The organism is Sphingobacterium sp. BS-2 (assembly GCF_046161205.1).
GTDB classification, from domain to species: Bacteria; Bacteroidota; Bacteroidia; order Sphingobacteriales; family Sphingobacteriaceae; genus Sphingobacterium; species Sphingobacterium mizutaii.
The window spans coordinates 229,412-253,882 of record NZ_JBIXGO010000016.1 but is presented as its reverse complement, the minus strand read 5'-3'; the positions used below and the strand labels follow the sequence as shown (position 1 = coordinate 253,882).

Genomic DNA, 24,471 nt, shown 5'->3' with positions numbered 1-24,471 from the left:
CAGTTAATTATTTGGAAAAAACGTAAAAATACGCTTAATTACAGTCTATTTTTCGCATATTTATGCGTTTTTACCAAGATAACAATTATTAAAGACTAGAATGATGATACGTATCACTGCGCTATTCTGCACATTTTTCTGTTTGAACACAACTTCTTACGCCCAAACAGACTCTACAATCTATAAAAAAGTTGACCAGATCGTCCAAGACGCTAAACAACAATTTGCACCTGATAAACGAACCAAAATCGTTGCCCTTACAGAGGCAAATGCCATCAATAATCAGTACGTAATTGAATCGAGTGTTGCTGAAGCCAGCAACTACATCAAGGCTCAATCAGCTAATATCCCTGCAACAATCCGAATCAATGCTCTTCCAGATTCTTCAGTAGGCAAAAAAGTACATGGAGTGGTTAATTTATCTGTGGCAAACTTCAGGACAAAACCAGGGAATGCATCGGAAATGGCGACACAAGCTATTCTTGGAACAGAAGTCGACCTCTTACAAAAAGTGAATGGCGAATATAGAGCAAGGACCCCTGAAGGATATATCTCTTATGTTCCTGCTTCATCAATTGCAGCTATGGACCAGGCTGATTTGGAAAAATGGAGAAAGCTACCGAAATTAATCTATACTGCTGAATTTGGAAAATCTCTTTCTAAAGCAGACCCCAAAAGTGTGCGGGTTTCTGATTTAGTCTATGGAAATATCCTTGGCCTTTTAGCTGAGGAAGGAAATTATTATAAAGTAACCTATCCAGACCACAGAATTGCTTTCATCCCTAAGGATGAAGCATTAACTTTTGATAAATGGCTCAACTCTAGAGAATTGACAGCCGACAATGTTATCAGCAGCGCAAAGACCATGATGGGACTGCCTTATCTATGGGGCGGAACCTCGGTAAAAGGGGTAGATTGTAGTGGTTTTACCAAAACTGCCTACTACATGAATGGTTACATCATTCCTAGAGATGCATCCCAACAGGTATTGGCGGGACAGAATATTGACATCCTCGATAAAGACGGTCATTTCGATGCTAAAAAAGCACTTAAAAACTTAAAACCGGCTGATTTATTGTTTTTTGCTTCAGGCAAAAACAGTAATCCGAATGCCCGTGTTACCCACGTTGCACTCTATATCGGAAATGGAGAATTTATCCATTCTGCCGGAACTGTACGCATCAATTCTATGTTGAAAGATGCCGCAAACTACGATGACTTCCAAACAAGGACCGTGGTAGCCGCTAAAAGATATATTGGCGTAAAAGACCAACAAGTACAAAAGATCCAAGAAAACCCTTACTATAACCAAAAATAACCATGAACAGTAACGAGTGGCAAAGCAAAAAAATGGGAAAATTCACCCTTCGTTTCAAGCCTTATACGCTAGAACTACGCCATGTATTTACCGTAGCGTCTTTTAGTCGATCGACAACTCCAGTCGTACTGACTGAACTCGAATACGATGGTGTAATAGGTTATGGCGAGGCCAGCATGCCTCCTTATCTTGGGGAATCCCAAGAGTCGGTCATGAATTTTTTGAACAAGATCGATCTTTCAAGGTTCAACTCCCCTTTCCAGACCGAAGAAATCCTACATTACATCGATCAGGTCGACACAAAGAATACGGGAGCTAAGGCTGCTGTCGATATCGCATTACACGATGTATTAGGCAAAATAATGGGCCAACCATTTTATAAAATCTGGGGATTAAACCCTGATCTTATTCCTCCAACTTCCTATACCATTGGAATTGACACGGAAGAAATGATCCGCAAAAAAGTGGCTGAGGCTCAGCAATTCAAGATTTTGAAAGTAAAACTTGGTCTTGACACCGACAAGATGATCATTGATACGATCCGTTCAGTAACGGATGTTCCCCTTTGCGCAGATGTCAATCAAGGATGGAAAAACAAAGAAGAAGCCTTGGAAATGTCCCATTGGTTAAAGGAAAGAAATGTTGTTTTTCTAGAACAACCGATGCCAAAAGAAATGATCGATGAAAATGCTTGGCTTACTGAACGCTCTCCAATCCCTACGATTGCGGATGAAGGCTGCCAGCGCCTTGCCGACGTGCCAGCTCTAAAAGATGTTTACACGGGCATCAACATCAAATTAATGAAGTGTACAGGGATGCGTGAAGCTAAGAGAATGGCCGAATTAGCCCGCTCTTTGGAGATGAAAGTTATGCTTGGTTGTATGACTGAAACCTCTTGTGCCATCACTGCAGCAGCACAATTAGCTCCCTTAGTGGATTGGGCAGATTTAGATGGAGCTCTATTGATTGGAAATGATATTTACGACGGGATGACCGTGAAGGATGGTTTATGCCACTTACCTGATCGTCCTGGAATTGGAATTTTAAAGATATAAATTGCATAAAAAACCAAAAAACACATTACCTAGAAAAAAACAGATTACCTAAGAATAACAAATTACCAAAATTATGAAACATCACTTGCTCACAACTTTGTGCGTAGTGGCTTGCACGTCTATGCAGGTCGTTAATGCGCAACAGATCGCTGTGGCTGGGAAAGTTTCTGGATCAGATGGCACTCCTCTCATAGGAGTAACTGTGTCTGTGAAGGGAACCACTATCAGTACCAGTACCAACGAGAATGGCTTGTTTTCTTTAAATGCAGATCACAATGCCACCTTGGTCGTATCTTATATTGGATACACAAGCCAAGAAATCCCGCTGAATGGCAGAAAAACCATCAACATTACCTTAAATCAGGATGACCAAGCCATTGACGAAGTCATGGTTGTCGCTTATGGTACTGCCAAGAAAAGCTCCTTTACAGGTTCAGCAGCAACTGTAAATTATGAAAAAGAGGCAAAGGACATTCCTGTAACCTCTTTTGAACAGGCATTAACTGGTCGTGTACCGGGTGTTCAAATCAACACAACTTCAGGCCAGGCTGGATCAACTTCCAGTATCCGGGTTAGGGGTATCGGTTCCATGAATGCATCCAACGAACCATTATATGTAGTGGATGGAGTACCCGTAGTTTCAGGAAATGTTGGACAGATGAGTGGCGCACTTTCTGGAAGTAGCAACAACATTATGTCGACCATTAACCCCAATGACATTGAATCCATTTCCATTTTGAAAGATGCAGCTGCATCTTCATTGTACGGTTCTCGTGCGGCAAATGGTGTGGTGATCATTACAACCAAATCAGGAAAAGCAGGGAAACCAAAAATTGATTTCCGCACATCTTATGCTGTTACACCAACTTGGGCTACTGACAACTACAAACCTGGAAACCCTCAAGAACAAATTCAATACTTCTACCAAATTTTCCACGATTACAGAACCTCTAACGGATACACCCAAGAACAAGCAAATCAATATGCCTTAAACCGTATGAATACGAGATTCGGCATCCATGGCTATGAATTCTCTAGCGAAGGAACCGGTTTGTATGATAAAATTATCATCAAGGGTAAAACCGACGGGGTAGAAAACAGAGATGGTCAATATTTTGACTGGAATGAAGCCCTTTTCCGTACAGGAAAATATCAAACCAATGACCTTGCGGTAAGCGGAGCATCGGATAAAACCAAATATTATTCATCCTTATCTTACACCACCGACAAAGGTAGAGCTTATACCAATGAGTTTGAAAGAATCGGAGGTAGATTGAACTTCTCGCAAAAACTATCCGATAAAGTTGAATTTGCTACCAATTTCAATTTGAACCATAACAACAAAGAAGGATACAATGATACGCGTAACACAGGTACCAACTACATGTACCTTGCTAACAATCTCTTGTTTCCTTTCTATTGGCCTACAGATTACAAAACGGGCAAAGAATACACAACACGCTATAATTCTTTAGGTTACAACCCATTATACTATGATAAACAATGGGAGAATACCTCAAAGACCCTACGTATTGTGGCTGCTCCCTCCTTGACCGTAAAATTCCTTCCAGAATTGACCGGTAAAACCATATTTTCCTATGACAATGCCGAGGTTAAGGATCATTTATATTATAGTCCATTGCATTACCATACAACTTATGGTGCTACAGCTAACGGGACAGTATTTGAGTACAGCACCAATTACAAGAAGTTGATTTCTTCTTCAACCTTGAATTATAACAAAACCTTTGCAACTGAACATACCTTAGATTTATTGGTAGGTTTTGAGGCTGAAAAGAATGAAACGAACTATCAATTCGCAAGTGGTTCTAATCTTCCTTCAAGTTCTCTTCATACGGTCGCTACAGCTGGTATCAAGGACGCAGATGCTTACATGTGGGGAAATAATATGATGTCGATATTCTCTAGAGCGGAGTACAATTATAAAAACACATATTTCCTTTCCGGATCTTTGAGAAGAGATGGGAACTCCAGATTAGGTCCTGATACGCGTTGGGGTAATTTCTGGTCCTTATCAGCTGCTTGGAACCTTAAAAACGAAAGCTTTATCTCAGAAATTGAGCAAATCAATCTCCTAAAGCTAAAAGCTTCATATGGAACCAACGGAACCCTTCCTACCTCGAATTTCGGTTGGAGATCCTTGGCATCTTATGGTTACAACTATATGGATCAACCCGGAGGAATCTTAACGACAATCGCAGACAAAGATTTGAAATGGGAAAAGAGTCATACCTTCAACGTAGGAGCCGAATTTGGTTTATTTAACAATAGATTATATGGTACCGTTGAATACTTCAACAGAGATTCTAAGGATTTATTGCAAGATGTGAACATCTCCTTGGTTACTGGCTTCAACTCTACCCTATTGAACGTTGGAGAGATCAACAATAAAGGTATCGAAATCTCCTTAGGTGGAGACCTAATCAAAAAAGATGATTTCCGTTGGTCAGCAAATGTCAACACTTCATTCTTAAAATCTAAAGTATCTAAACTTTATGGCGGCAAAGATATCACATGGTGGGATCCTACAGGTGGAGATGCACGAGTACAGTTTATCTACAAAGAAGGAGAAGATGTTTACTCCTATTACATGGCTGAATGGGCTGGTGTAGATGCGAGCAATGGTAAACCAATGTGGTATACTAATGATGGAACAGAAGGGGAATTCCTGCATAATGGCCGTGGTGCTACCAATAAAGTAAGTGATGCGAAACAAGTCATCGTTGGATCGCCAATCCCTAAAGCGTATGGTGGTTTCAATACCGACATTGAATACAAAGGCTTCTCACTGGGCTTAAACTTCACATATAAAATCGGCGGAAAGTTATTTGATGCAGGTTCTAGAGATGTGGCTGAAGATGGTTATTATTGGGAAAGAATTCGTTCTTATTACGCCATCCAGAATGTATGGACACCAGACAACCCGAATTCACTTTATCCTTTTGTCAGTGGAAATGACCCAGAAGATGGTATCACACGTTCAACACGTCACCTATACGATGCCTCATTCCTACGCTTGAAAAACGTGAATGTTTCTTATAGATTACCTAATACGGTAGTAAGCAAAATTGGATTTAGTAATGCTAGAATCTTCTTCAATGGTACTAATTTATTAACCGCTTCTAAATTTAAATGGGCCGACCCAGAGGTTAACCAATACGGAACAAGAGGTTGGGAAACTCCTTTTGGAAAGACCTATACCTTTGGATTAGAAGTTAGTCTATAACCTTCAATTATTATCATCATGAAAAAGAATTCATTATATATCATAGCCCTTGCAAGTTTATCATTATTTTCTTGTAAGGATTTCTTGGACGTAAAACCAACCAACTCCACCGATTCCAGCGTAACGATCCAAACCGTTGCGGATGCAAAGGTGATGATCAATGGTTTGACAAGACAAATTGTAAAATCAAGCTTATTTGGGAGAAACTTAATGCTCTATGGAGATGCAAAGGGTGGCGATTTGACCATCGTTTCGCAAGGTCGCGGATTGGATGCTTTATATGTTTTCAACCATTCCATAAATAACAATAACTATTCAGACTTCTGGGCAGATGGATACAATGCGATCATGCAAGCAAACAATATCATCAAAAGTATTGATGACCTACAAGCAGCTGGAACTGAACTGGATTTTAATAATTTTGAGGGTCAAGCTTTGACCATCCGGGCATTGTTGCACTTTGAGTTGGTCAAACTTTACGGAAAAACCTATACGCAGGACCCGAATGCACTTGGTGTGCCTATTGTTACTGAAGCCTTAAGTACTTCTGCACAACCTCTCCGTAATAAGGTTTCAGAAGTTTACGGACAGATCGTAAAGGACCTTACTGCTGCGGCAGATTTGCTTCCTAAAACGAAAGCAAACGGCTACATTAATTACTACGCCAATAGAGTGATACTTTCTAGGGTTTACATGACCATGGGTGACTTCGACAAAGCTTTGGCGGCTGCCGAAGAAGTTATTGATTCCAAAGTGTATTCTTTGTACTCGAATGCAGAGTGGGTGCCTTCCTGGGCAAATCAATTTGGTAAAGAGTCTATTTTTGAGATCACTTTAGCAAAGGACCAAGGTGATTTAGGTTCTGCTTCCTTAGGTTTCTATTATTTAAGGAACAAGGACAATAATGCCTTGGGTAACTTCACCGCCTCAGACTATTTCTTGTCACGATTAGGACAAGATGAAGAAGATGTTCGTTGGGGAATTTTCACGAAAGATGAATTAGATCGTCAGGCAGCTTGCTATAAATATGTTGGCTCAGTTGAAAAAGACGGAGATGGCAAGGATACTTATACTGCAGTCAATATTAAAGTGGCTCGTCTATCTGAAGTCTATCTGAATGCAGCAGAAGCAGCCTTGAAAAAACCATCAGCAGATAAAGCTAAAGCCGCTACTTATCTAAATGAAATTCGCAAGCGTGCTCCAGAGTTGGCTCCAGCAACTACTGCAACCGTTACTGAAGCCATGATCTTGGATGAGAAGAGCAAGGAGCTTTACGGTGAAGGTCAGCGTTATTGGGACATGATCCGCACGAATAAAACCATTACCTTTAACGATGAACATGTGGGTGTGACGATGTCACATAGAGAAAAATCCATCAACAGGACTTTCTTTAAAACCATACTACCTATCCCACAAGTAGAAATCAATGCAAACCCAGGTCTTGAAGCACAACAAAACCCAGGGTATTAAGCAACAATTTTTAAACAGAATTTGGCGGTCAGATTGACCGCCTTTTTTATTGAAAAAGTATGCGGGATCGACTCCGCACACCCAACAGACTCGAGGATAAACCAAGACCAAACCCTTTACTACCTGCTTATTCAGATGATTACAAAAAAGATGTAACCAGCGCCATCTCCAATAAAGGGATTTTTCAACAACACTTTATCTTTTTTGCCAAAATCTTCACAAAAACGCAAGGATTTTAACAAATCCCATAATATTACGCCAATACAGTAACGTTCCACCAATGAGCTATGCATTTTTTTGCAATTTTTTCATTGTTTTTAACATGAATCCGTTATATTCGTTTATCTAATAACCAATAACTCTAAAGATGAATTTACCAACTTGCTTATCAATTGCGGTTGCATCATTATGTTCCATACAGATGCTCTCCGCGCAACAATTGTCCATAGCTGGAAAGGTGACTAACGCCGAAGGTGAACCAATTGTTGGGGCTTCTATTTTTGTAAAAGGAACCCAACAAGGAACTTCCAGTAATGAAAGCGGATTGTTTACTTTGAATGCACCAAGCAGCGGGACCCTGTTGATTCGTGCTGTAGGATATGCCCCTCTTGAGGTTCCTATCAGCGGGAGAACGAACATCTCCATTCAACTTCAACACGACGACAGTGAAATCGATGAAGTTGTAGTGACAGCTTTAGGTATCCAAAGAAGTGAAAAATCGCTTGGATATGGTGCCCAAAGTGTGAACAGTGCCACTTTGAACTCCAACAAACAACCCAACTTAGTCAATGCCCTTCAAGGTAAGATTGCTGGCGCGACCATCAGCTCTACCGGTGGTGCTCCTGGTCAAGGTGCGAATATCCAAATCCGCGGTATCAACTCAATCGACCCTACTAGGGATAACCAACCGCTTTTCGTTATTGATGGTATCCTCATGGATAACTCGACTTCAACACAAGGTGGTGCAGAAGTACGCGGGATGAGTAACCGTTCTGTCGACATCAACCCTGATGATATTGAAACCATCAATATCCTTAAAGGTGGTGCGGCTACAGCACTTTATGGATTACGTGGTGCAAACGGTGTTGTCATCATCACCACAAAAAGTGGAAAAGCAGGATCCTTGAAGATTGATTATCAAGGAACAGTTGGCTTTGAAAATGTAAACAAATTCCCAAAAATGCAGGACACCTATACCCAAGGATGGAAAGGTGTTTATGATAAAGACGATTTCTGGCCTGCTTGGGGTCCTACTGTAGCTGATGCTATAAAAGTAGATCCTACGCACCCAGCAACCTTATACAAACCTTTTGAAGAAGCTTTCGAAACCGGAAACCAATTCCGTAATTCCCTAAGCTTCTCCGGTGGATCCGAAAAATTCAGTTTCTTGACCTCCGTTTCCCAATTGAAACACAATGGTGTACTTCCTGCAACTGATTTCAAAAATTACCAGGCTCGCTTGAACACCAATTTCACCCTAAGTGAAAAGTTAAAAGGCGGTTCTTCCCTTGCCGTGACCAACTCTGGTGGTTACCGTGGAAATGCCAATCGCTATGCCGAGCAGTTGATATATTGGACACCAAGATACAATGTGAGGGATTACCTTATGGATAATGGAACCATGAAATCTTATGGTGAAACCGACAACCCGATCTATGTAGCACATACAAACAGATTTAAAGATGATGTATTACGTGTAATCGGAGGTTTTGACTTAACCTATTCACCAGCGAAATGGGTAGACTTGATGTACCGCGTGGGTATCGATGCTTACAGAGATAATCGCGAAGGAACAGCAATAGGTTACCAAGGCCTAGCGGATGAGCGCTTAGTTTATGATAATGGTGTTGAAGGAGCAGATGGTCGTGGATTTTACAATGTCTACAACAATAATTTCAGGGCTTTGACCAGCACTTTCATTGCAACCTTCAAACATGATTTCAACGACGACCTGAATGCAACATTACGTGTCGGTCAGGACGTGTATGATCGATTCATCAAAAGAACAGCAACAGAAGGTGGTGATTTAACGGTTTACAACTGGTTTGACCTAGGCAATGCCAATATCATTAAAGCAGCTACCTACAATGAAAAATACAGATTGATGGGTTTCTTTGGTGAGTTGAACTTAGCTTATAAGGATTACTTATTCTTGACCTTGACGGGTAGAAATGATATCACCTCTACATTGAGCAAGAATAATCGTTCATTCTTCTACCCTTCTGCAACCTTGAGTTATGTGCTTTCAGACCAGTTCAGCATGCCTGAAGCCATTAACTTCGCTAAATTGCGTTTATCATACGCACAGATTGGTAAAGATGCAGCTCCTTACTCAACCAGTGCTGGATTTGCTCCATATACTAACTTACCAACAGGATATATCGGATTTACAAGACCTTCATTACTGGGTGATCCGCAATTGAAACCTGAATTTACCGATACTTATGAGGTGGGTATGGAGATGAAGTTCTTAAATTCTAGATTAGGGTTAGATGTTAACTTCTACAACTCGGTAAGTAAGGACCAGATTATCCAAGTACCTGTATCCTCCACAACCGGATTTGTTACTGCATCAATTAACGCAGGTAGTATCCGTAACAGAGGTTTGGAGATTACCTTGAACACAACACCAGTTAAGATAGACAACTTCTCATGGAACTCTGATATCAACTTCTCCTTCAACAGAAACAAGATCCTGTATATCCGTGAAGATTTGGACGATGAAATCGTGGTTTCCTCTGAATATGGATACTTAAACTCTACCGTTTCCATGCGTATCCGTCCAGGAGAGTCTTATGGAACACTTTACGGTAGAACATACAAACGTTACTATACTCCTGATGAAATCGCTCAAGGATTGGACAAAACACGTGAATACGATGAAAGCCGTCCTATGTTGATCGGTGCAAATGGTTTCCCAGTATTGGAATCAACTTCTGTTCCTAAGAAATTAGGCAATGTTCAACCTAGCTGGGTTGGCGGTTGGAACAATACTTTCAACTACAAGAGCCTATCCTTAAATGTATTGGTTGATGCGCGCGTTGGACAATACCGTTACAACCAATTAGGAAACTTTATGGCTGCATTCGGAGAAGCCGATTACACGGAGAACCGTAATGATTACAAAGTATTTGACGGGGTATTGGCAGACGGATCGAAGAACACCAAAGAAGTGTGGTTAGGTCAAGGAAAAGACCCTAAGAATGGTGTGGATTATGGAAATGGTTATTACAGAGATAACTTCCGTGGTAACTCACAGGCCTTTGTGGAAGACGCTTCATGGTTAAGATTACGTTCGGTATCCATTGGCTATAGCTTACCACAACAATGGTTAGAAAACAAGTTTGTTAAGAATGCTAGAGTTTCTTTGATTGGAAACAACCTTGCACTTTGGACGAAATACTCAGGTTATGACCCTGAAAACTCAACCACAGCGAGTGGATCCAATATCGAAGGTTTCGCGGGGATGACTTACCCTGCTGTGAGAAGCTTCTTATTTAGCTTAAATGTTGGCTTTTAATTCTTAAGATCATGAACAAATTCATCAAAATAGGTAAAATTTCCTTATTGGCCCTAGCACTGTTCTCCTTGAACAGTTGTAAGGACTATTTCGAATTGACCGATAACCCTAACTTGGTTCAAACTCCACCTTTGAACGCCCTATTGACTACGGCCACACATAAGGCTGCATTCAACAACTATAGGATCGCATATTTCAACAATCAGTACTCGCAATATTTTGCGAGCCCTTCTGGTGGTTCGGATACCGATACGTATCAGATCACCAATAATTCCTCTACCTGGAACAATCTTTTTTATTCTTTAGCTGACCTGTATGACTTTATGGTCAAGTCTGAAGAAGCTGGTGCTACCCACCACTTAGCCGTTGCGCAAGCCTTAACAGCTTACCAATTGGCTTTAGTTGCTGATACTTGGGGCTCTGTTCCATTCAGCAAAGCTTTTGGAAAAGAGGAAACACTGACCGTACCTTTTGACTCAGAAGAAGACTTGTATAAAGCTCAAGTGGACCTGATCAACAAGGCCCTAGAGAATTTCAAAAAAACAGATGCTACCCAAGAATTGAGTGAAAAAGATGATCTATTATGTGGCGGAGACCTTGACAAATGGATCAAACTGACCAATGGACTAAAAGCACGTGTCCTGAACAAAATCAGCAAGAAAGCGGCATATAATCCAAAACAAGTTTTGGCTGCAGCGCAGGCCTCCCTAGAATCTAATGCTGAGGATGTAGGCATGTCAACTTTTGATGGTGTAAACCCATGGGCATCGATTTCGATCAGTAACTTATTGAACAACTTGGATGGCTGGTTAGGCAGTAATTTCATTGATCAAATGAATGGAAAAACCTACGGAATTGAAGATCCAAGAATCTCCAAGATCACTGAAAAAACAGTGCATGGTGTGTATGTAGGGACAGTAAGTGGACAAGGAAACGTAGGTGCAGCGAATACCGTTCGTGATGAATGCTACATCAGCTCAAAATCACCGGTAAGCAGTGAGTCATCTCCATTGATGATCTTGACCTATGCTGAAGTAAAATTCATTGAAGCAGAAGCCGCATTTAGAGACAATAACAAACCTGTAGCATACGCTGCCTTCCTTGCCGGTGTCAAGGCCAGCATGGATAAATTAGGTGTTCCTGCAGCTGATGCAACGAAATACATCACGGCAATCTCCGTAGGCCAGGCAAACCTGACCCTATTGGATATCTTCCGCGAAAAATACATCGTAACCTACCTCAATGCCGAAGCATGGAACGATGTACGCCGCTTTGATTACAAATACAAAGACTTCAAACTTCCAATTGGTGCTGTACTAGGTGGCAAATTTATCCGCCGTGTAGCTTATCCAGCCGATGAAATCACCGAAAACGGTTCCAACGTACCAGCAGAGGTGCCATTAAGCACTGAGCTTTGGTGGGATAAACCGTAAGGGAGTATTGAGATTTGAGATTTGAGTATTGAGATATTAACTCCTTAAGGTATTGAGACATGAGATTTGAGTATTGAGATATTAACTTTACAAGGTATTGAGATTTGAGATCTGAGTATTGAGATATTAACTCCTCAAGGTATTGAGATATGAGATTTGAGTATTGAGATATTAACTCTACAAAAAAGGGGACCAAAATTGGTCCCCTTTAAAATTTATATAAAATCCATTTTCTCTATAAATGCCTTTCTATCTCAGATCTCAGATCTCATATCTCACATCTCATATCTCTAACCTTTCTATCTCAGATCTCATATCTCACATCTCATATCTATAACACCCTATTCTTCAACAGCCCCACTTCACTCAATGGTTTGGAAAGATCGATTAAGTATCCATTTAGAATGGCGTATTTCAAATTTCCGTTGGAGTCGCCGATATAGAAATTGGCGGTTCCGCCGAGGTCGATAAATGGGGTGGCCGCGAAGGCTTGGCTACCGAAAATATGGATTGGTAAATTATGCAGCATACTTGCCTGTTCAGGTTTCAAGGCAGTCACTTGGACGCCCATATAACCTTTTTTCAAAAGGTCAAACGCTATTTCCGGCGTAATGGACTCCAAGGTTGCGACAGGTTTTTCCGCAATTTTACCTTGGATAAATTTCAGCCCGATTCCATCGACTTCATCATAGCCAAAAGATTCAGGAAGGTCACCGATATCCTCAACCCTTCCACGCACGAAGAAGTCTCTACCATCGGTAGTTTCACCACGTCTGATAGCGATATCACTCTTCAATGGAATAGAATCAGACCCAAATTCCAAACCTCGGATAACGATATCATGCATATTGCTAGCATTGAATGGAATATCTTCATAACCCTTGGCATCGTAATTTTCATAGGTTCCTTGGGCTATTTCCATCAAGGCATTGAGGATAATCACGAAATTCAATTTTCGGATTTCCTGTTTCTCTGGATCACCTTTCAAGCCTCCAGATTCAATTAAAACCGTACTTGCACCCCAAGATTGGAAATTATCCCCAAAACCTCTTGGCGTATAGGTATCATCATATTTTGCAACCGCATCTGGAATATACTGCTGCAACACTTTGTTCATTCCCACGATGATTTGCATGGCCCCTTCCCTTACCTCATTGATTTCACGCTCTGTATTATAGGCTGGAGCCAATAAGGAAATGGTCACAGGATTCTTGGTACCTGGCACATTGTAATAAATATTTTGATCATGCAGGTTGAAACCATAGCGGGGCTGGATTTCCTTTGCCCTTGATTTCAGAAGTGCACCCTCAACCGTCTGGTTTGCGCGCGCATCCCTATTTAGATCTATGCTTTGGGCATTTCTCCGAAGATAGCGCTCAGCACCATCCGGGTTCAACATCGGGATAAAGTGAATATTCAATTTATCTTTCAGCAAAGTCCGGACGCTGTCAAAACCATCATCCTTTCCTTCCAAAAAGTTAAACAGGTCAAACAATGCCATGGTGGCTGTTGGTTCATCACCATGCATTTGGGACCAGAGCATTACTTTTTTATCACCATTTCCATATTCCAACTCATTGATCGAACGACCTTCAACCGACTTGCCTATTTCCGTGATCTTAAACACATTGCTCTTCTTATGCAACTGCAGAAGGGAGTCAATGTCTTTATGTTTAAATCGCCTGGAAACAAGTCCTGATTCTTTATAGGTTGAATGGATCTTATTCATTTGTGCGGTATCCAAATTGTACCCAGGAATATTTCCGTTAGAGGAACCTGAAAATGGATTGCTGCAAGTCGTTGCGGCCAATAGGCCTAAGGAAATGACAAAAAATTTCATACTATACTAACGCTTTTTCTAAAATCTCTATTGTACCCTTATTGGCGTCAATTCTAGCTTTAACACCAACCGGTAATAAGAATTGATCATTGATATGTCCAATAACCGCACCAGAGTAAGAAGGAATGTTCAGTGGTTTGATAAAATCTCTGAGGATCTGGTCCAGATTTAAGGAACCATAACCCCCTGATGGTGAACAATCGGTACACTTTCCAAACACAAAACCTTTGATTTGTGAAAGAATACCTGCATTCATCAATTGACAGAACATCCGGTCTACTTTTTCTGGGGATTCATTGATTTCTTCCAAAAACAGGATGCTATCCTTGAAATCAGGTAGAAATTCAGAGCCACAAAGACCTGAAATCAGGGTTAGATTACCGCCTAATAATTTTCCTTCTGCAACTCCAGGGTTAATGGTCGTTATCCTATCCTTGTACTGGATAATATCGTCCCCTTTCTTAACCGGGTTGCTATAGCTAACCAATTTATTCTCAATAAATTGATCTGCAAAGGTCTTAGCTACAAAATTACTCCATGTACTGGTACCCACAGGCCCATGGAAAGTTACCATGCCAATTTTAGCTTGGAAAGCCATAATCAAAGCCGTGATATCACTATAGCCTAATAAGGCCTTTGGATTCTTAGCGACCATATTATAGTCGATACGTTTCAACAAACGGGAAGCTCCTGCCCCACCACGGATACATAAGATCCCTGCCACGGACTTGTCCGCAAACATGGCATGTAAATCCTCTAATCGTTGATCATCCGTACCAGCCAAATTACCATAGCGCTCCCTGATATATTTCCCTTCCTTTACTTTGAAACCAAAATATTCCAACACTTCTTTGGTCTGTGTAATGGAATCCTCGCCAGTCACTGCACTGGCAGGCGCAATGATCCCAATGGTATCACCAGTTTTCAAAACCTTGCCTTTCAGCAAAGGTTGGATCTGATTGGCTACTGCCATTGCTTCTGATTTTCCAAATAAAGGCATAGCGGCTAAACCTATCCCCAAAGATTTAATAAATGAACGTTTATCCATTGCTTAACGATTGAAAAGTAAACGATGTCCCGAACCTACCTCTTGAATCTTACCATCGGTATATGCCAATAGTCCGGAAACAATAGTATGTTCAATAGTAGATGTAAATGTATGATTTTCAAAAGGAGACCATCCACATTTGGATAGAATATTCTCCTTTGTAACGGTATATGGTTTGTTTAAATCAACCAATACTAAATCAGCCCAAAATCCTTCGCGGATATAGCCTCGCTGTTCAATCTGGAACAATATCGCCGTGTTATGCGCAGTCTTTTGAACCAATTGTTCAAGGGTCAGCTTTCCTTCTTTTACCAGGTCAAGCAAAGCCTGTAAGGCATGCTGTACCAATGGTCCACCAGAAGGTGCCTGTAAATAAGGTTGAGATTTCTCTTCAAAAGTATGTGGCGCATGGTCTGTTGCAATAACGTCAATATGGCCATCCAATACTGCTTTAAGGATAGCATCACGATCATCAGCTGTTTTTACGGCAGGGTTCCATTTAATGAAATTCCCTTTGCTCTTATAATCGGCATCCGAAAACCATAGATGGTGGATACATGCTTCAGCTGTAATTCGTTTTTGCTCCAATGGAATATTGTTTTCAAATAATCCAGTTTCTCTAGCGGTTGAAATATGCAGGATATGAAGTCTGGTATTGTTCTTTTTTGCTAATTCCACAGCCTTGGATGAGGAAAGGTAACAAGCTTCAGCAGATCGGATCAAAGGATGCATTTCAATGCTTACGTTTTCGCCATATTGTTCCTTGAATTTCGCTAGATTAGCTTGTATGGTTGCTTCATCCTCGCAATGGGTGGCAATTAATGTAGGTGCCTGGCTGAAGATAGCCTCCAAAGCTTTTTCATTGTCCACCAACATGTTTCCCGTGGAAGAACCCATAAATACCTTAATACCACATACATCCCTAGGATTGGTTTTCAGCACCTCGTCCAAATTATCATTGGCAGCACCCATAAAGAAGGAATAATTGGCCAAGGAATTATCTTGGGCAATATCGTATTTATCTTGAAGCAACTTTTGGGTTAAGGTATTAGGAACCGTATTTGGCATTTCCATAAAGGAAGTGGTTCCCCCTGCTACTGCTGCCCTACTTTCTGTAAAGATATCCGCTTTGTGGGTCAAGCCCGGTTCACGGAAGTGGACTTGATCATCGATCAATCCCGGAAAAAGATGTAGGCCTTCTGCGTTAATGGTTTGGTCGGCGTTGGTTTCAATGGTATCGGCTATTTTTTCTATTCTGCCATTTTTTATAAAAAGATCCTGCACCTGAATGTTGCCTTCATTCACAACATGGGCATTCTTTATCAATATTGTAGACATGTAATTTATCTTTAAAGGTTATGCTAAGCAAATATACTAATTTCAAGGAGCCTATGGGAGAATAAGCGCGATTTAAAAGCTGTTTTTGCTATCAGTATCAGGGGTATTTCCATGATCAAAAGTTCCTAGCGGAACATAGAATTGCTCCAGCTCTTCCTTTCGGTTGATCTTTCGACAACCACCATTCTCCAACAACAACAATTGGGTTGCAACATCCAGCACATTCATATAATCATGGTCGGAAATCAAGAAACCTTTTACTTTTGATTTTTCAACTAATAGTGCTTGGATTTTCTCTTTCAGGATGGGTGATATCCCTGAAAAGGGTTCGTCCAGTAGCAGGAAGGTTGCTTTTTGTTCTACCAATAGCATGATTTCCAAATAGCGGAGCTCTCCTCCGGCTAAATCTGCAATCTTATTGTCCAAAATGGGTTTGATCAACTCGTCACTTTCTACAATTGCCCTACTTTCTTGATCAGAGAGCATAAACGATATGGCATTTTTCACGCGGAATGAAGTGGGCAAAAAACTGTCTTGGGGAAGGTAGCAAACTTCTCTGGTGGGGAATGCCTGGCTCACCTTTTTGCCATTCACTCTGATATAGGCATTTTGGGCCCGTAAGGATCCAAAGATAATTTTCATCAAGGTGGTCTTTCCAGTACCATTGCGTCCTAATAACCCGATGATATCACCTACTTTCAATCCAAGATATCCCCCGGTCAGTAACTGATTGTTACTGGTATAACTGAACTGCACAGAGTCTACAAACAATTCTTTATCCTTTATATCCATAGTGCACGATTAGAATAAGTAGAAATGAAATCAAAAGATTGGCAAGGAAGGTGTATATGACTAGATGCTTTCGGGAAAGTCCCAGATTGAAAAACAGGTATTTGGTATTGCCTTCAAAAAACCGAACCATTGCTGCCGAGCATAAATAACCCACCGTCATGAACACATAGGGGAAGTAGCCAAAATATTGAATGCTCATCGCAAGACTCAACACCAGGTTGATGAATAAAATTGGCTTATAGAATTGCCAGAGGTGTTTGAGTTCAATTGGCATGATTAAATCTACTAAGAAATTAACCAAGTCCAAAATAAATAATCTATAAATCAACGTCTTACTGAAAGTATTTTATGCTTAGCCTAAAAGCCATGCTGCTGAATTTATTTTTTAGCCTAATCCAAACAATACCCAAGGAGCTAAATTTAATTTTAGATGCTAGATCAAAATAGATTTATAGATCGAAAAACTGGACCTCATTCGAGGCATATTCGGGCCAACTCCCAAAAGTTCCGAACTGGATAGAATTATTCTCGAACATGCCTCGAATAATTCTCGAAGCAGGTCAAAATAAAAACCATAAAATGGGAAGGTATTTTCCGCTGAAATTTCAAGAAAAAGAAAGGGCTACCCAAATAGGCAGCCCTTTCTCCATATACTGATTTTTTTATTCCATAGTAGGATTGAATGCCCCACCCCAGTCTTTATTTTGCAGAACCTTAGGGTTTCTGTCAATAATAGATTGTTGGATTGGGAAGAAATAATAGGTATCAGGCACTTCACTTACCTTAACTCCATTTTTCGGAACTTGAAGAATGCTGTACTTGAAGTTAGCTTCCTTCAACTGATAAGTTTTAGCCAAGGCATTCGCCTGTTTGATATCCATATCGGATCCATCGGCTTCAATCGCGATGGCTTCTACACCAAACTTGGTTCCTTTATCCAATGTTTTCAATTTACGGCTTCTTCTCAGATCCCAGAAACGATGGCCTTCGAAACAAAGTTCGATGTTTCTTTCTGCCAAAATAGCTTCACGCATTTGATCGCGGTTTGTCGCTGTGATACCGTATTTTCCATCGGTTCCAGCTTCGATACCGGCACGTTTCCTCAATTGGCTCAACATATCCTGCGCTGTGCCTAAATCTCCGGTTTCATTGGCAGTTTCGGCATAGTTCAACATCACTTCTGCTAAACGCATCAATACAAAATCAACATCATATTGGGTTTCCACTTCGGTTTGTTTTAGGGATAATTTACTGTTTTTCAAGATAAAGAAGCCACTGTAACGGTCTTGGTTGGTGGAGTTGATACCTGCTGCAGGATTGATACCGAAGTTGTCAAGGGCATCAGCAATACCTAGGGAGGTATATTGACGTTTTCCAGCTTTTCCAGAAACTTCATAGATCTTTCCGTTCCAAACAATGGATTTATCAAACCTTGGGTCTCTATTCAACCAATAGGATTGCAAGAAATCATCATCCGATTTAAAGTATTTTCCGGTTGGATCTGAATAGAGCTTACCATCTTTCATAGGGAACTCCTTCACAAAATCCCAAGTAGGAACTGCCCCGGCAGGGCCACGGCTTTCTGATCCGGGACGCACACCATAATCCCATGCAGCAACCTTATTTGGATAGGTATTGATTACAGCAAATACGACCTCCGGACCTTTTTCTTGCAGTGTGATGTTTGCATAGTCAGGAGTCAGTGTATAATTGTTTTTGATCAACTGCTCATAAGCTGCTTTGTTGGCTGCATTGGCTTCTTTCCAATAAGCATTATTGTAAGGATTGGCAGGGTTAAACTGTGGAGAGGCTTTATAAAGCAATACTTTTGCTTTAAATGCCGTTGCAAAGTTACCATCTATCCTACCATAGTTTGAAGATGATTTCTCGATCGTTTGAGGAAGCAATTTTATGGCTTCATCCAAATCTTTAACTAACAGCTCGAAAGACTCTTTTGTTGAGTTTCTCGGCGTATTCAAATCATCTGTCGCTTGGTTCTGCGGCACGGTAATGTAGGGAATACCTCCATAAAGCCTAAGCATATCAAAGTACACAAAAGCCCTAAGGAAATAAGCCTCACCCAAGGTGCTGTTTTTCACCTCTTGGCTCAAGCTGGTACTTTCCTGAACCTTTTGGATTGCGGTATTGATCTTGCGGATATTGGTATAGTCCCATGTTTTGAAACCACCTGCAGTCGGCGATATGGTATTTAATTGGAAAGGAACACCTACCAATTGTTCACTATATACATCTGCACCGGCACTCCAATTACCAAAAACGGTATAAAGGTTTGCCATATATGCGTTTACTAAATTCGGGTCTTTCCACACCTTTTCTTCATCCAAGGATTGGAGATCTTCGATATCCAACACATTCTTACAGGAAGTAAAAATGGTTGATAGTCCTAGTGCTACTAATAATATTTTTTTCATGATTCAGTTCCGGTTAAAATTTAATGTCCAAGCCAAAGGTGAATGTCTTCATTAATGGGTAAGAGTCATAATTCAATTGTTCAGGATCATGAAACTCGGTCATTGGGGAGAAAACAAACAGGTTAGTACCATTGAAGAACAAATTGATACTGTTCATTTTGATTTTTTCAGTGAAGCTAGTCGGTAATTGATAAGCCACATTGAGGTCTTTCAATCTGAAGAAAGCGCCACTGCGCATCCAGAAGCTTGAAGGGTTCGTTCCTGACTCCGCCCAGTTGTAGCCGATTGGTCTAGGATATTGCGCATTCGGGTTTTCAGGCGTCCATACATCATCTGCCCAAATTGGGTAATAAGGACGGAAAGTACCACCATGTTGACGCATACCGCCACCTTCTTGGTTGGAAATCATACGGTCGTAATTGAACACCCCTTGGAACAATGCATTGATGGAAATACCTTTCCATGATCCGTTCAGGCCTAAACCATAATCCCATCTTGGAGAATTGTTGGTCGACAATAAGGTAACGTCATTTCCATCGATCTTTCCATCTGGGGTATCAGAGTAACCCTGTCCGCGGATATCTTCATAAAGGATCATCCCTAAATAAGGATCCCTCCCATAGGTTTTAAATCCTTTGGCCAGCAAATCATCCAATTCTGCCTGCGTACGCACCAATCCTAATGAATTCAATCCATAGATTACGTTGTTAGGTCTACCAATCCTTGATCTGAAATGTTCAAGTCCGCCTTCTGCATAAGCAGCTGGTTCATCAAAAACATCCCATTGATCAACGGCATAACCCAAGTTAGCAGAGATGCCATAAGCAACCTCGCCTACCCTGTCATTCCAGTTTACGGAAACCTCACCACCTTTATAACTTCTTGCGGCATAGTTTTCAGGCGCCAAGGCACGACCGTAGGTATCTGGCAACAATACGGTTCTAGGGCCCAAGATATTGGTTTCAGCACGTTTGAAGACCTCAATGGAACCATTCAGTTTATTGTTGATGAATCCATAATCCAAACCTAAGTTGTAGCTTTCTGACCTTGTCCAGGTAATGTTCGGGTTAGGGGTTGAACCGTAGGCCAAACCATTGTAGTATCGGTCACCGAAAATAAAGCCTGTGGTGGTTGCATATTTTTCAGCAAAAGAGAATGGATTGATTGCATTTCCATTTACGTCCAAGTAGTTACCCGTAGCACCATAAGCAAAACGAAGTTTCAGGTCGGAGATTTTATCCTTGATCCCAGCGAAGAATTCTTCTTCAGAAATTCTCCAAGCAGCAGAAACCGAAGGGAAGAAACCGAATCTTTTTTGTTCAGGGAACAAAGCTGCTCCATCATAACGGAAGGAGGCTTCTGCTAGGTATTTACTGCCATAAGCATAGTTGAAACGGCCAATGATGGATTGTCTAGCATCAATTCCTTCCAGACCATTGGTATATCTGAAATTACGGTCGGTAGGATAAACGTGCATTTGATCCAATGCTGTAATCGGGCTTTGCGCAGTGGAAGTGATATTGGTATATCCTTTTTCACCTTGCTCAAATACCAAGGTCGCTCCAACATCATGCTTACCAAAGGTTTGCATATAATTGATGAAGAAGTTCATTTGGTATTCCCATTTACGCTGGGTGTAATAATCCATAAATGGATTTTGCTGACTGAACGTGAAGATATTAATACGGTCTTCCGAAGGCGGAGCCGGGATAAATGGGTTACCATCAGGATCCAAAGAAGTAAAGGTATAGTTCTTTTGGAAGCTCATATAGCGCTTACGAAGGTAATCTTCTGCGATATAGCTACCTACAAATTTAGTAGATAGACCAGGGATCAATTTATCCAATTTCAGATTGAGGGAAAGGATCGGGTTGATCTGTCTAACCTTACGGTCGATATAACGATCACCGATAACCTGGTCGATTACGTTCCAAGCTTGCCAGCTACCCATGGGCGTCTGTACGGGATATTCCGTTGGTTCATTACTAGGGGTACCATCTTGGGTCAAATAGAAAGGATACATTTTTGGCCAGTTGAAGGTCACGCGATAGAAATCGGAAACATCAAAGTCATCATCGTTCGATGAGGTACTGAACGGCCAGTAGAAACGATTGGAATTCTGCTGATTAGCAGAAATATTCATATCGATACTGAAAGCATCGGTAATATTTGCGGAAACATTGGACCTTAAGTTGAATTTTTGATGGTCCACCGATTTATAGGAACCATTTTCATTTCTAAAGCTCAATAAGTTATAATAGGTAATCTTTTCACTACCTCCGGAAACGGAAATGGACTGTCTATGGCTAACTGGGTTTCTCCAGATAACATCGTTAACACTATAACTTTTGTCTTTGAAATAGGCGAATTCCTCCTCCCCATTTGGAATAGGTAAACCTTGGAATTCGGCAACCCTATTTTGATAGGTCAATTCATCCGTGGCGGTCGTTAGATCTGCCAGGGGAGTCATGGTCGGGTTACTGATGGCCACATTGCTTTGGATATTGAATTCAGGTTTTTTGACCGTTCCTTTTTTAGTGGTCACAATCACAACCCCATTACCTGCACGAGTACCATAAACCGCAGCAGCACCGGCATCCTTCAAGAAGGACATCTGGTCAACTTCATTGGCTTCCAAGGCGTCGAAAGCAGCTTTATCGCGCACAATACCATCAATAACGAACAAAGGTTCGGCGAAACTACCCCTAAACCTAATTTTGGAAGTAGCCCCTGAAAGACCTGAAGTTCCTGTTACTTTCACCCCAGGAGCACGACCTGCGATGGCATTGGAAAGGTTGGATGGTGAAACGTTTTTAAGGGCATCTCCATTGACGGTGGAGATGGCAGAAGTAATATTAGCACGTTTTTGAGTACCATATCCGACCACAACCACCTCATCAATATTAGCATTGTCAGGTGCTAGGGAAATATTGATGTTTTGGGCGTTGCTTACTGTAATCTCTTGAGTCAGATAACCGAGGTTACGGATGACGATGACGTCACCATTATTAGCAGTGATGGAAAATTCACCATTGGCATCCGTACTGGTGGCTCTTGTTGTCCCCTTGACGAGCACCGTTGCCCCAACGATTGGGTTTCCGCCATCATCCTTTACAGATCCTGAAATAGTTTGTTGCCGATTAGCAACAACGGAATGGGCAAAATCAGCTTTTTCGGCGAAGACTTCCGGTGAGCTCATCAATAAGCACATCGCAAGCAACGACAAGGACTTTGCCCCAAAAAAAACACGATTTTTTTGAGTCATTATAGTTATAATTGAGAATAAAAAGATTGCCTAAAAGGCTTTAATAAAGGTTCTGTTTGTAATAGGTGTTCGGAGTTAGGGTATCTTATTTCACGTTCATAATGTATTAGATTTTAATTAGATTTGGGGAAAAATAGGAGAATCAAACCTAAATACAAAATGATTTTTTTAGGCAACCAATTTAAATTGTAAATATATTTTTATAAGAAAAAAACGAGAAATTTAAAGTTTTAAAATTTCAAGTTAATTAAAATATAAACATTTATTAAGCTTAATAAATGTATTTCAATAAGCAATTGTAACAAGCCTTTTTAAAAAGGAGAATAGAAAGAAGGTTATTCGATTTTCCTATAAGGAGGCAATCCTTTCCACCATTGCGATAAAGCTTTGGTATATTTTATCACGAGCTGTTTTCTATCCGCCGCAAGATTGGTCCTTTCATTGGGATCGGCTTTTAGGTCATACAGTTCGGGATCACTCCCATCGCTGTTCATCATGAATTTCCAGTCTTGATCCCTGATTGCAAGAGCGGGACTACGATTGACTTTTTTAGGGAAACTAAAGGCTGTTGAGTCATTCCGGCCATATTCCCAAATGAGCGGCTTGTTTCGGGCTACTGGATTTCCAAGAAAAGCTTTGCTGAGATCCTGCCCATCGAGTCCCTTGGCATTCTTTAATGGAGCTTTTGCCAGTTTTGCTAAGCTTGGCAGGAAATCAAGCGCAGAAATAATGGTCTGTTCATCTACTTGACCAGCTTTAATCTTTGCTGGCCAGCGCATCAATAAGGGCATACGGATTCCTCCTTCATACAGGGAGAGCTTACTACCGCGTAAACCGGCAGAACGATCCTGCCTGAAATTGGGTAAGGGGCCATTATCGCTAATAAAGATGACCAGAGTGTTTTCATCTAGACCCATTTCTTTCAAGCCTTGCATCAATCTTCCGATCTCTCGGTCATATTCCTGAAGGACAAATTTAAAGCTCCTTTCCTCTTGGGGCTTCCAGTCGAATCTACCTTTTTCATCATCGCCAGCTATCCAAGGGGTATGGACATCATCTGTCCATACATTGATAAAACAGGGTTTATCTTTGTTCTTTTGCAAGAAATCAAGGGTTTTATCCACAAAGTATTTTGTGCGGTTCCATCTTTTTACGCTGTCTTGATCGGACCAAATCCAGTCAGTGGCCGTGATAGCCGGATCGGGATCAGGGCTTTCATAGGTTCCAGACCACGCATCGAAACCGTATTGGTCGAAGTTAGGCGCATTGTTTACATCCCGACCACCACCGAGGTGCCATTTGCCAAAATGAGCTGTCGCATAGCCATTAGCCTTCAGCACATCAGCCATGGTCAGCACAGAAGGATCCAGAAAATCAACCTGTTCTTTTTTCCGGTTATCTTCACGGGTATTCAGGAAAGTGGTGAAATGTAGTTTTGCGGGACGTTGGCCAGTTAGGAGCCCTGCGCGCGAGGGTGAGCAGATTGGAGAAGCACTGTAATAATTGTTGAATCGAATACCTTCCTTTCCCAATTTATCCAGATTTGGCGTTTCATATTGATGGTAATAGGAACTTAAATCACCAATACCCAGATCATCGGCCAAGATCAGGATGATATTGGGTTGCTGATGCTGTTGTGCAAAGCTAAGGTGAAAACAAAGGCACCATAAAACGAGTATGGCAGGTCTTAAAGCGTTCTTCATGGCAATTGGG

General features: G+C 41.1%; 14 protein-coding genes. 6 read left to right on the top strand and 8 right to left on the bottom strand.

From position 1 onward, the window contains the following. Positions 1-100 precede the first annotated feature (100 nt). The 6 genes from ACK2WI_RS08015 (at position 101) to ACK2WI_RS07990 (ending at position 12,043) form a co-directional block, all read left to right on the top strand. Positions 101-1,318 carry an NlpC/P60 family protein gene (locus ACK2WI_RS08015; RefSeq protein ID WP_409150304.1) on the top strand — a complete coding sequence of 406 codons (1,218 nt, stop codon included), beginning with the start codon at positions 101-103 and terminating at the stop codon, positions 1,316-1,318. 2 nt (positions 1,319-1,320) lie between these two features. Further along, positions 1,321-2,373, top strand: a complete 1,053-nt coding sequence (locus tag ACK2WI_RS08010) for a dipeptide epimerase (RefSeq protein ID WP_409150303.1) — start codon at positions 1,321-1,323, stop codon at positions 2,371-2,373. A 73-nt stretch (positions 2,374-2,446) separates the two neighbouring features. Then, positions 2,447-5,620, top strand: coding sequence for a SusC/RagA family TonB-linked outer membrane protein (locus ACK2WI_RS08005; RefSeq protein WP_409150302.1), 3,174 nt, complete (start codon positions 2,447-2,449; stop codon positions 5,618-5,620). 18 nt (positions 5,621-5,638) lie between these two features. Further along, positions 5,639-7,090 (top strand): RagB/SusD family nutrient uptake outer membrane protein, encoded by a 1,452-nt coding sequence (locus ACK2WI_RS08000; protein WP_409150301.1) that lies wholly within the window; start codon positions 5,639-5,641, stop codon positions 7,088-7,090. A 367-nt stretch (positions 7,091-7,457) separates the two neighbouring features. Next, positions 7,458-10,610 (top strand): SusC/RagA family TonB-linked outer membrane protein, encoded by a 3,153-nt coding sequence (locus tag ACK2WI_RS07995; protein ID WP_409150300.1) that lies wholly within the window; start codon positions 7,458-7,460, stop codon positions 10,608-10,610. An 11-nt stretch (positions 10,611-10,621) separates the two neighbouring features. Beyond that, a complete protein-coding gene (locus tag ACK2WI_RS07990; RefSeq protein WP_313367083.1) occupies positions 10,622-12,043 on the top strand; it encodes a SusD/RagB family nutrient-binding outer membrane lipoprotein in 1,422 nt (473 codons plus the stop codon). Between the two features lie 331 nt (positions 12,044-12,374). Here ACK2WI_RS07990 and ACK2WI_RS07985 read toward each other — a convergent pair whose 3' ends face one another. From ACK2WI_RS07985 to ACK2WI_RS07950, 8 genes are all read right to left on the bottom strand, one after another. Beyond that, positions 12,375-13,883 (bottom strand): M14 family zinc carboxypeptidase, encoded by a 1,509-nt coding sequence (locus ACK2WI_RS07985; RefSeq protein WP_409150299.1) that lies wholly within the window; start codon positions 13,881-13,883, stop codon positions 12,375-12,377. 1 nt (position 13,884) lies between these two features. Then, complete coding sequence (locus ACK2WI_RS07980; RefSeq protein WP_409150298.1) at positions 13,885-14,931, bottom strand: LD-carboxypeptidase; 1,047 nt, start codon at positions 14,929-14,931, stop codon at positions 13,885-13,887. 3 nt (positions 14,932-14,934) lie between these two features. Beyond that, positions 14,935-16,269 (bottom strand): dihydroorotase, encoded by a 1,335-nt coding sequence (locus ACK2WI_RS07975; protein ID WP_409150297.1) that lies wholly within the window; start codon positions 16,267-16,269, stop codon positions 14,935-14,937. Positions 16,270-16,341: 72 nt separating this feature from the next. After that, positions 16,342-17,061, bottom strand: a complete 720-nt coding sequence (locus tag ACK2WI_RS07970) for an ATP-binding cassette domain-containing protein (protein ID WP_409150296.1) — start codon at positions 17,059-17,061, stop codon at positions 16,342-16,344. Next, positions 17,045-17,335, bottom strand: a complete 291-nt coding sequence (locus ACK2WI_RS07965) for a hypothetical protein (protein ID WP_409150295.1) — start codon at positions 17,333-17,335, stop codon at positions 17,045-17,047. Before ACK2WI_RS07965 ends, ACK2WI_RS07970 begins: the two co-directional genes overlap by 17 nt. A gap of 388 nt (positions 17,336-17,723) precedes the next feature. Next, a complete protein-coding gene (locus ACK2WI_RS07960) occupies positions 17,724-19,493 on the bottom strand; it encodes a RagB/SusD family nutrient uptake outer membrane protein (RefSeq protein WP_409150294.1) in 1,770 nt (589 codons plus the stop codon). A gap of 13 nt (positions 19,494-19,506) precedes the next feature. Then, positions 19,507-22,758, bottom strand: a complete 3,252-nt coding sequence (locus ACK2WI_RS07955) for a TonB-dependent receptor (protein WP_175486311.1) — start codon at positions 22,756-22,758, stop codon at positions 19,507-19,509. Between the two features lie 335 nt (positions 22,759-23,093). After that, entirely contained in the window at positions 23,094-24,461 is a 1,368-nt protein-coding gene (locus ACK2WI_RS07950) for a sulfatase (protein ID WP_409150293.1), read from the bottom strand. Between the last annotated feature and the right edge of the window lie 10 nt (positions 24,462-24,471).

What these genes read in the sequence shown, in the direction of transcription:
- ACK2WI_RS08015 (WP_409150304.1), top strand. Translation starts at nt 101, where the DNA reads ATGATGATACGTATCACTGCGCTATTCTGCACATTTTTCTGTTTGAAC.
- ACK2WI_RS08010 (WP_409150303.1), top strand. Translation starts at nt 1,321, where the DNA reads ATGAACAGTAACGAGTGGCAAAGCAAAAAAATGGGAAAATTCACCCTT.
- ACK2WI_RS08005 (WP_409150302.1), top strand. Translation starts at nt 2,447, where the DNA reads ATGAAACATCACTTGCTCACAACTTTGTGCGTAGTGGCTTGCACGTCT.
- ACK2WI_RS08000 (WP_409150301.1), top strand. Translation starts at nt 5,639, where the DNA reads ATGAAAAAGAATTCATTATATATCATAGCCCTTGCAAGTTTATCATTA.
- ACK2WI_RS07995 (WP_409150300.1), top strand. Translation starts at nt 7,458, where the DNA reads ATGAATTTACCAACTTGCTTATCAATTGCGGTTGCATCATTATGTTCC.
- ACK2WI_RS07990 (WP_313367083.1), top strand. Translation starts at nt 10,622, where the DNA reads ATGAACAAATTCATCAAAATAGGTAAAATTTCCTTATTGGCCCTAGCA.
- ACK2WI_RS07985 (WP_409150299.1), bottom strand. Translation starts at nt 13,883, where the DNA reads ATGAAATTTTTTGTCATTTCCTTAGGCCTATTGGCCGCAACGACTTGC.
- ACK2WI_RS07980 (WP_409150298.1), bottom strand. Translation starts at nt 14,931, where the DNA reads ATGGATAAACGTTCATTTATTAAATCTTTGGGGATAGGTTTAGCCGCT.
- ACK2WI_RS07975 (WP_409150297.1), bottom strand. Translation starts at nt 16,269, where the DNA reads ATGTCTACAATATTGATAAAGAATGCCCATGTTGTGAATGAAGGCAAC.
- ACK2WI_RS07970 (WP_409150296.1), bottom strand. Translation starts at nt 17,061, where the DNA reads ATGGATATAAAGGATAAAGAATTGTTTGTAGACTCTGTGCAGTTCAGT.
- ACK2WI_RS07965 (WP_409150295.1), bottom strand. Translation starts at nt 17,335, where the DNA reads ATGCCAATTGAACTCAAACACCTCTGGCAATTCTATAAGCCAATTTTA.
- ACK2WI_RS07960 (WP_409150294.1), bottom strand. Translation starts at nt 19,493, where the DNA reads ATGAAAAAAATATTATTAGTAGCACTAGGACTATCAACCATTTTTACT.
- ACK2WI_RS07955 (WP_175486311.1), bottom strand. Translation starts at nt 22,758, where the DNA reads ATGACTCAAAAAAATCGTGTTTTTTTTGGGGCAAAGTCCTTGTCGTTG.
- ACK2WI_RS07950 (WP_409150293.1), bottom strand. Translation starts at nt 24,461, where the DNA reads ATGAAGAACGCTTTAAGACCTGCCATACTCGTTTTATGGTGCCTTTGT.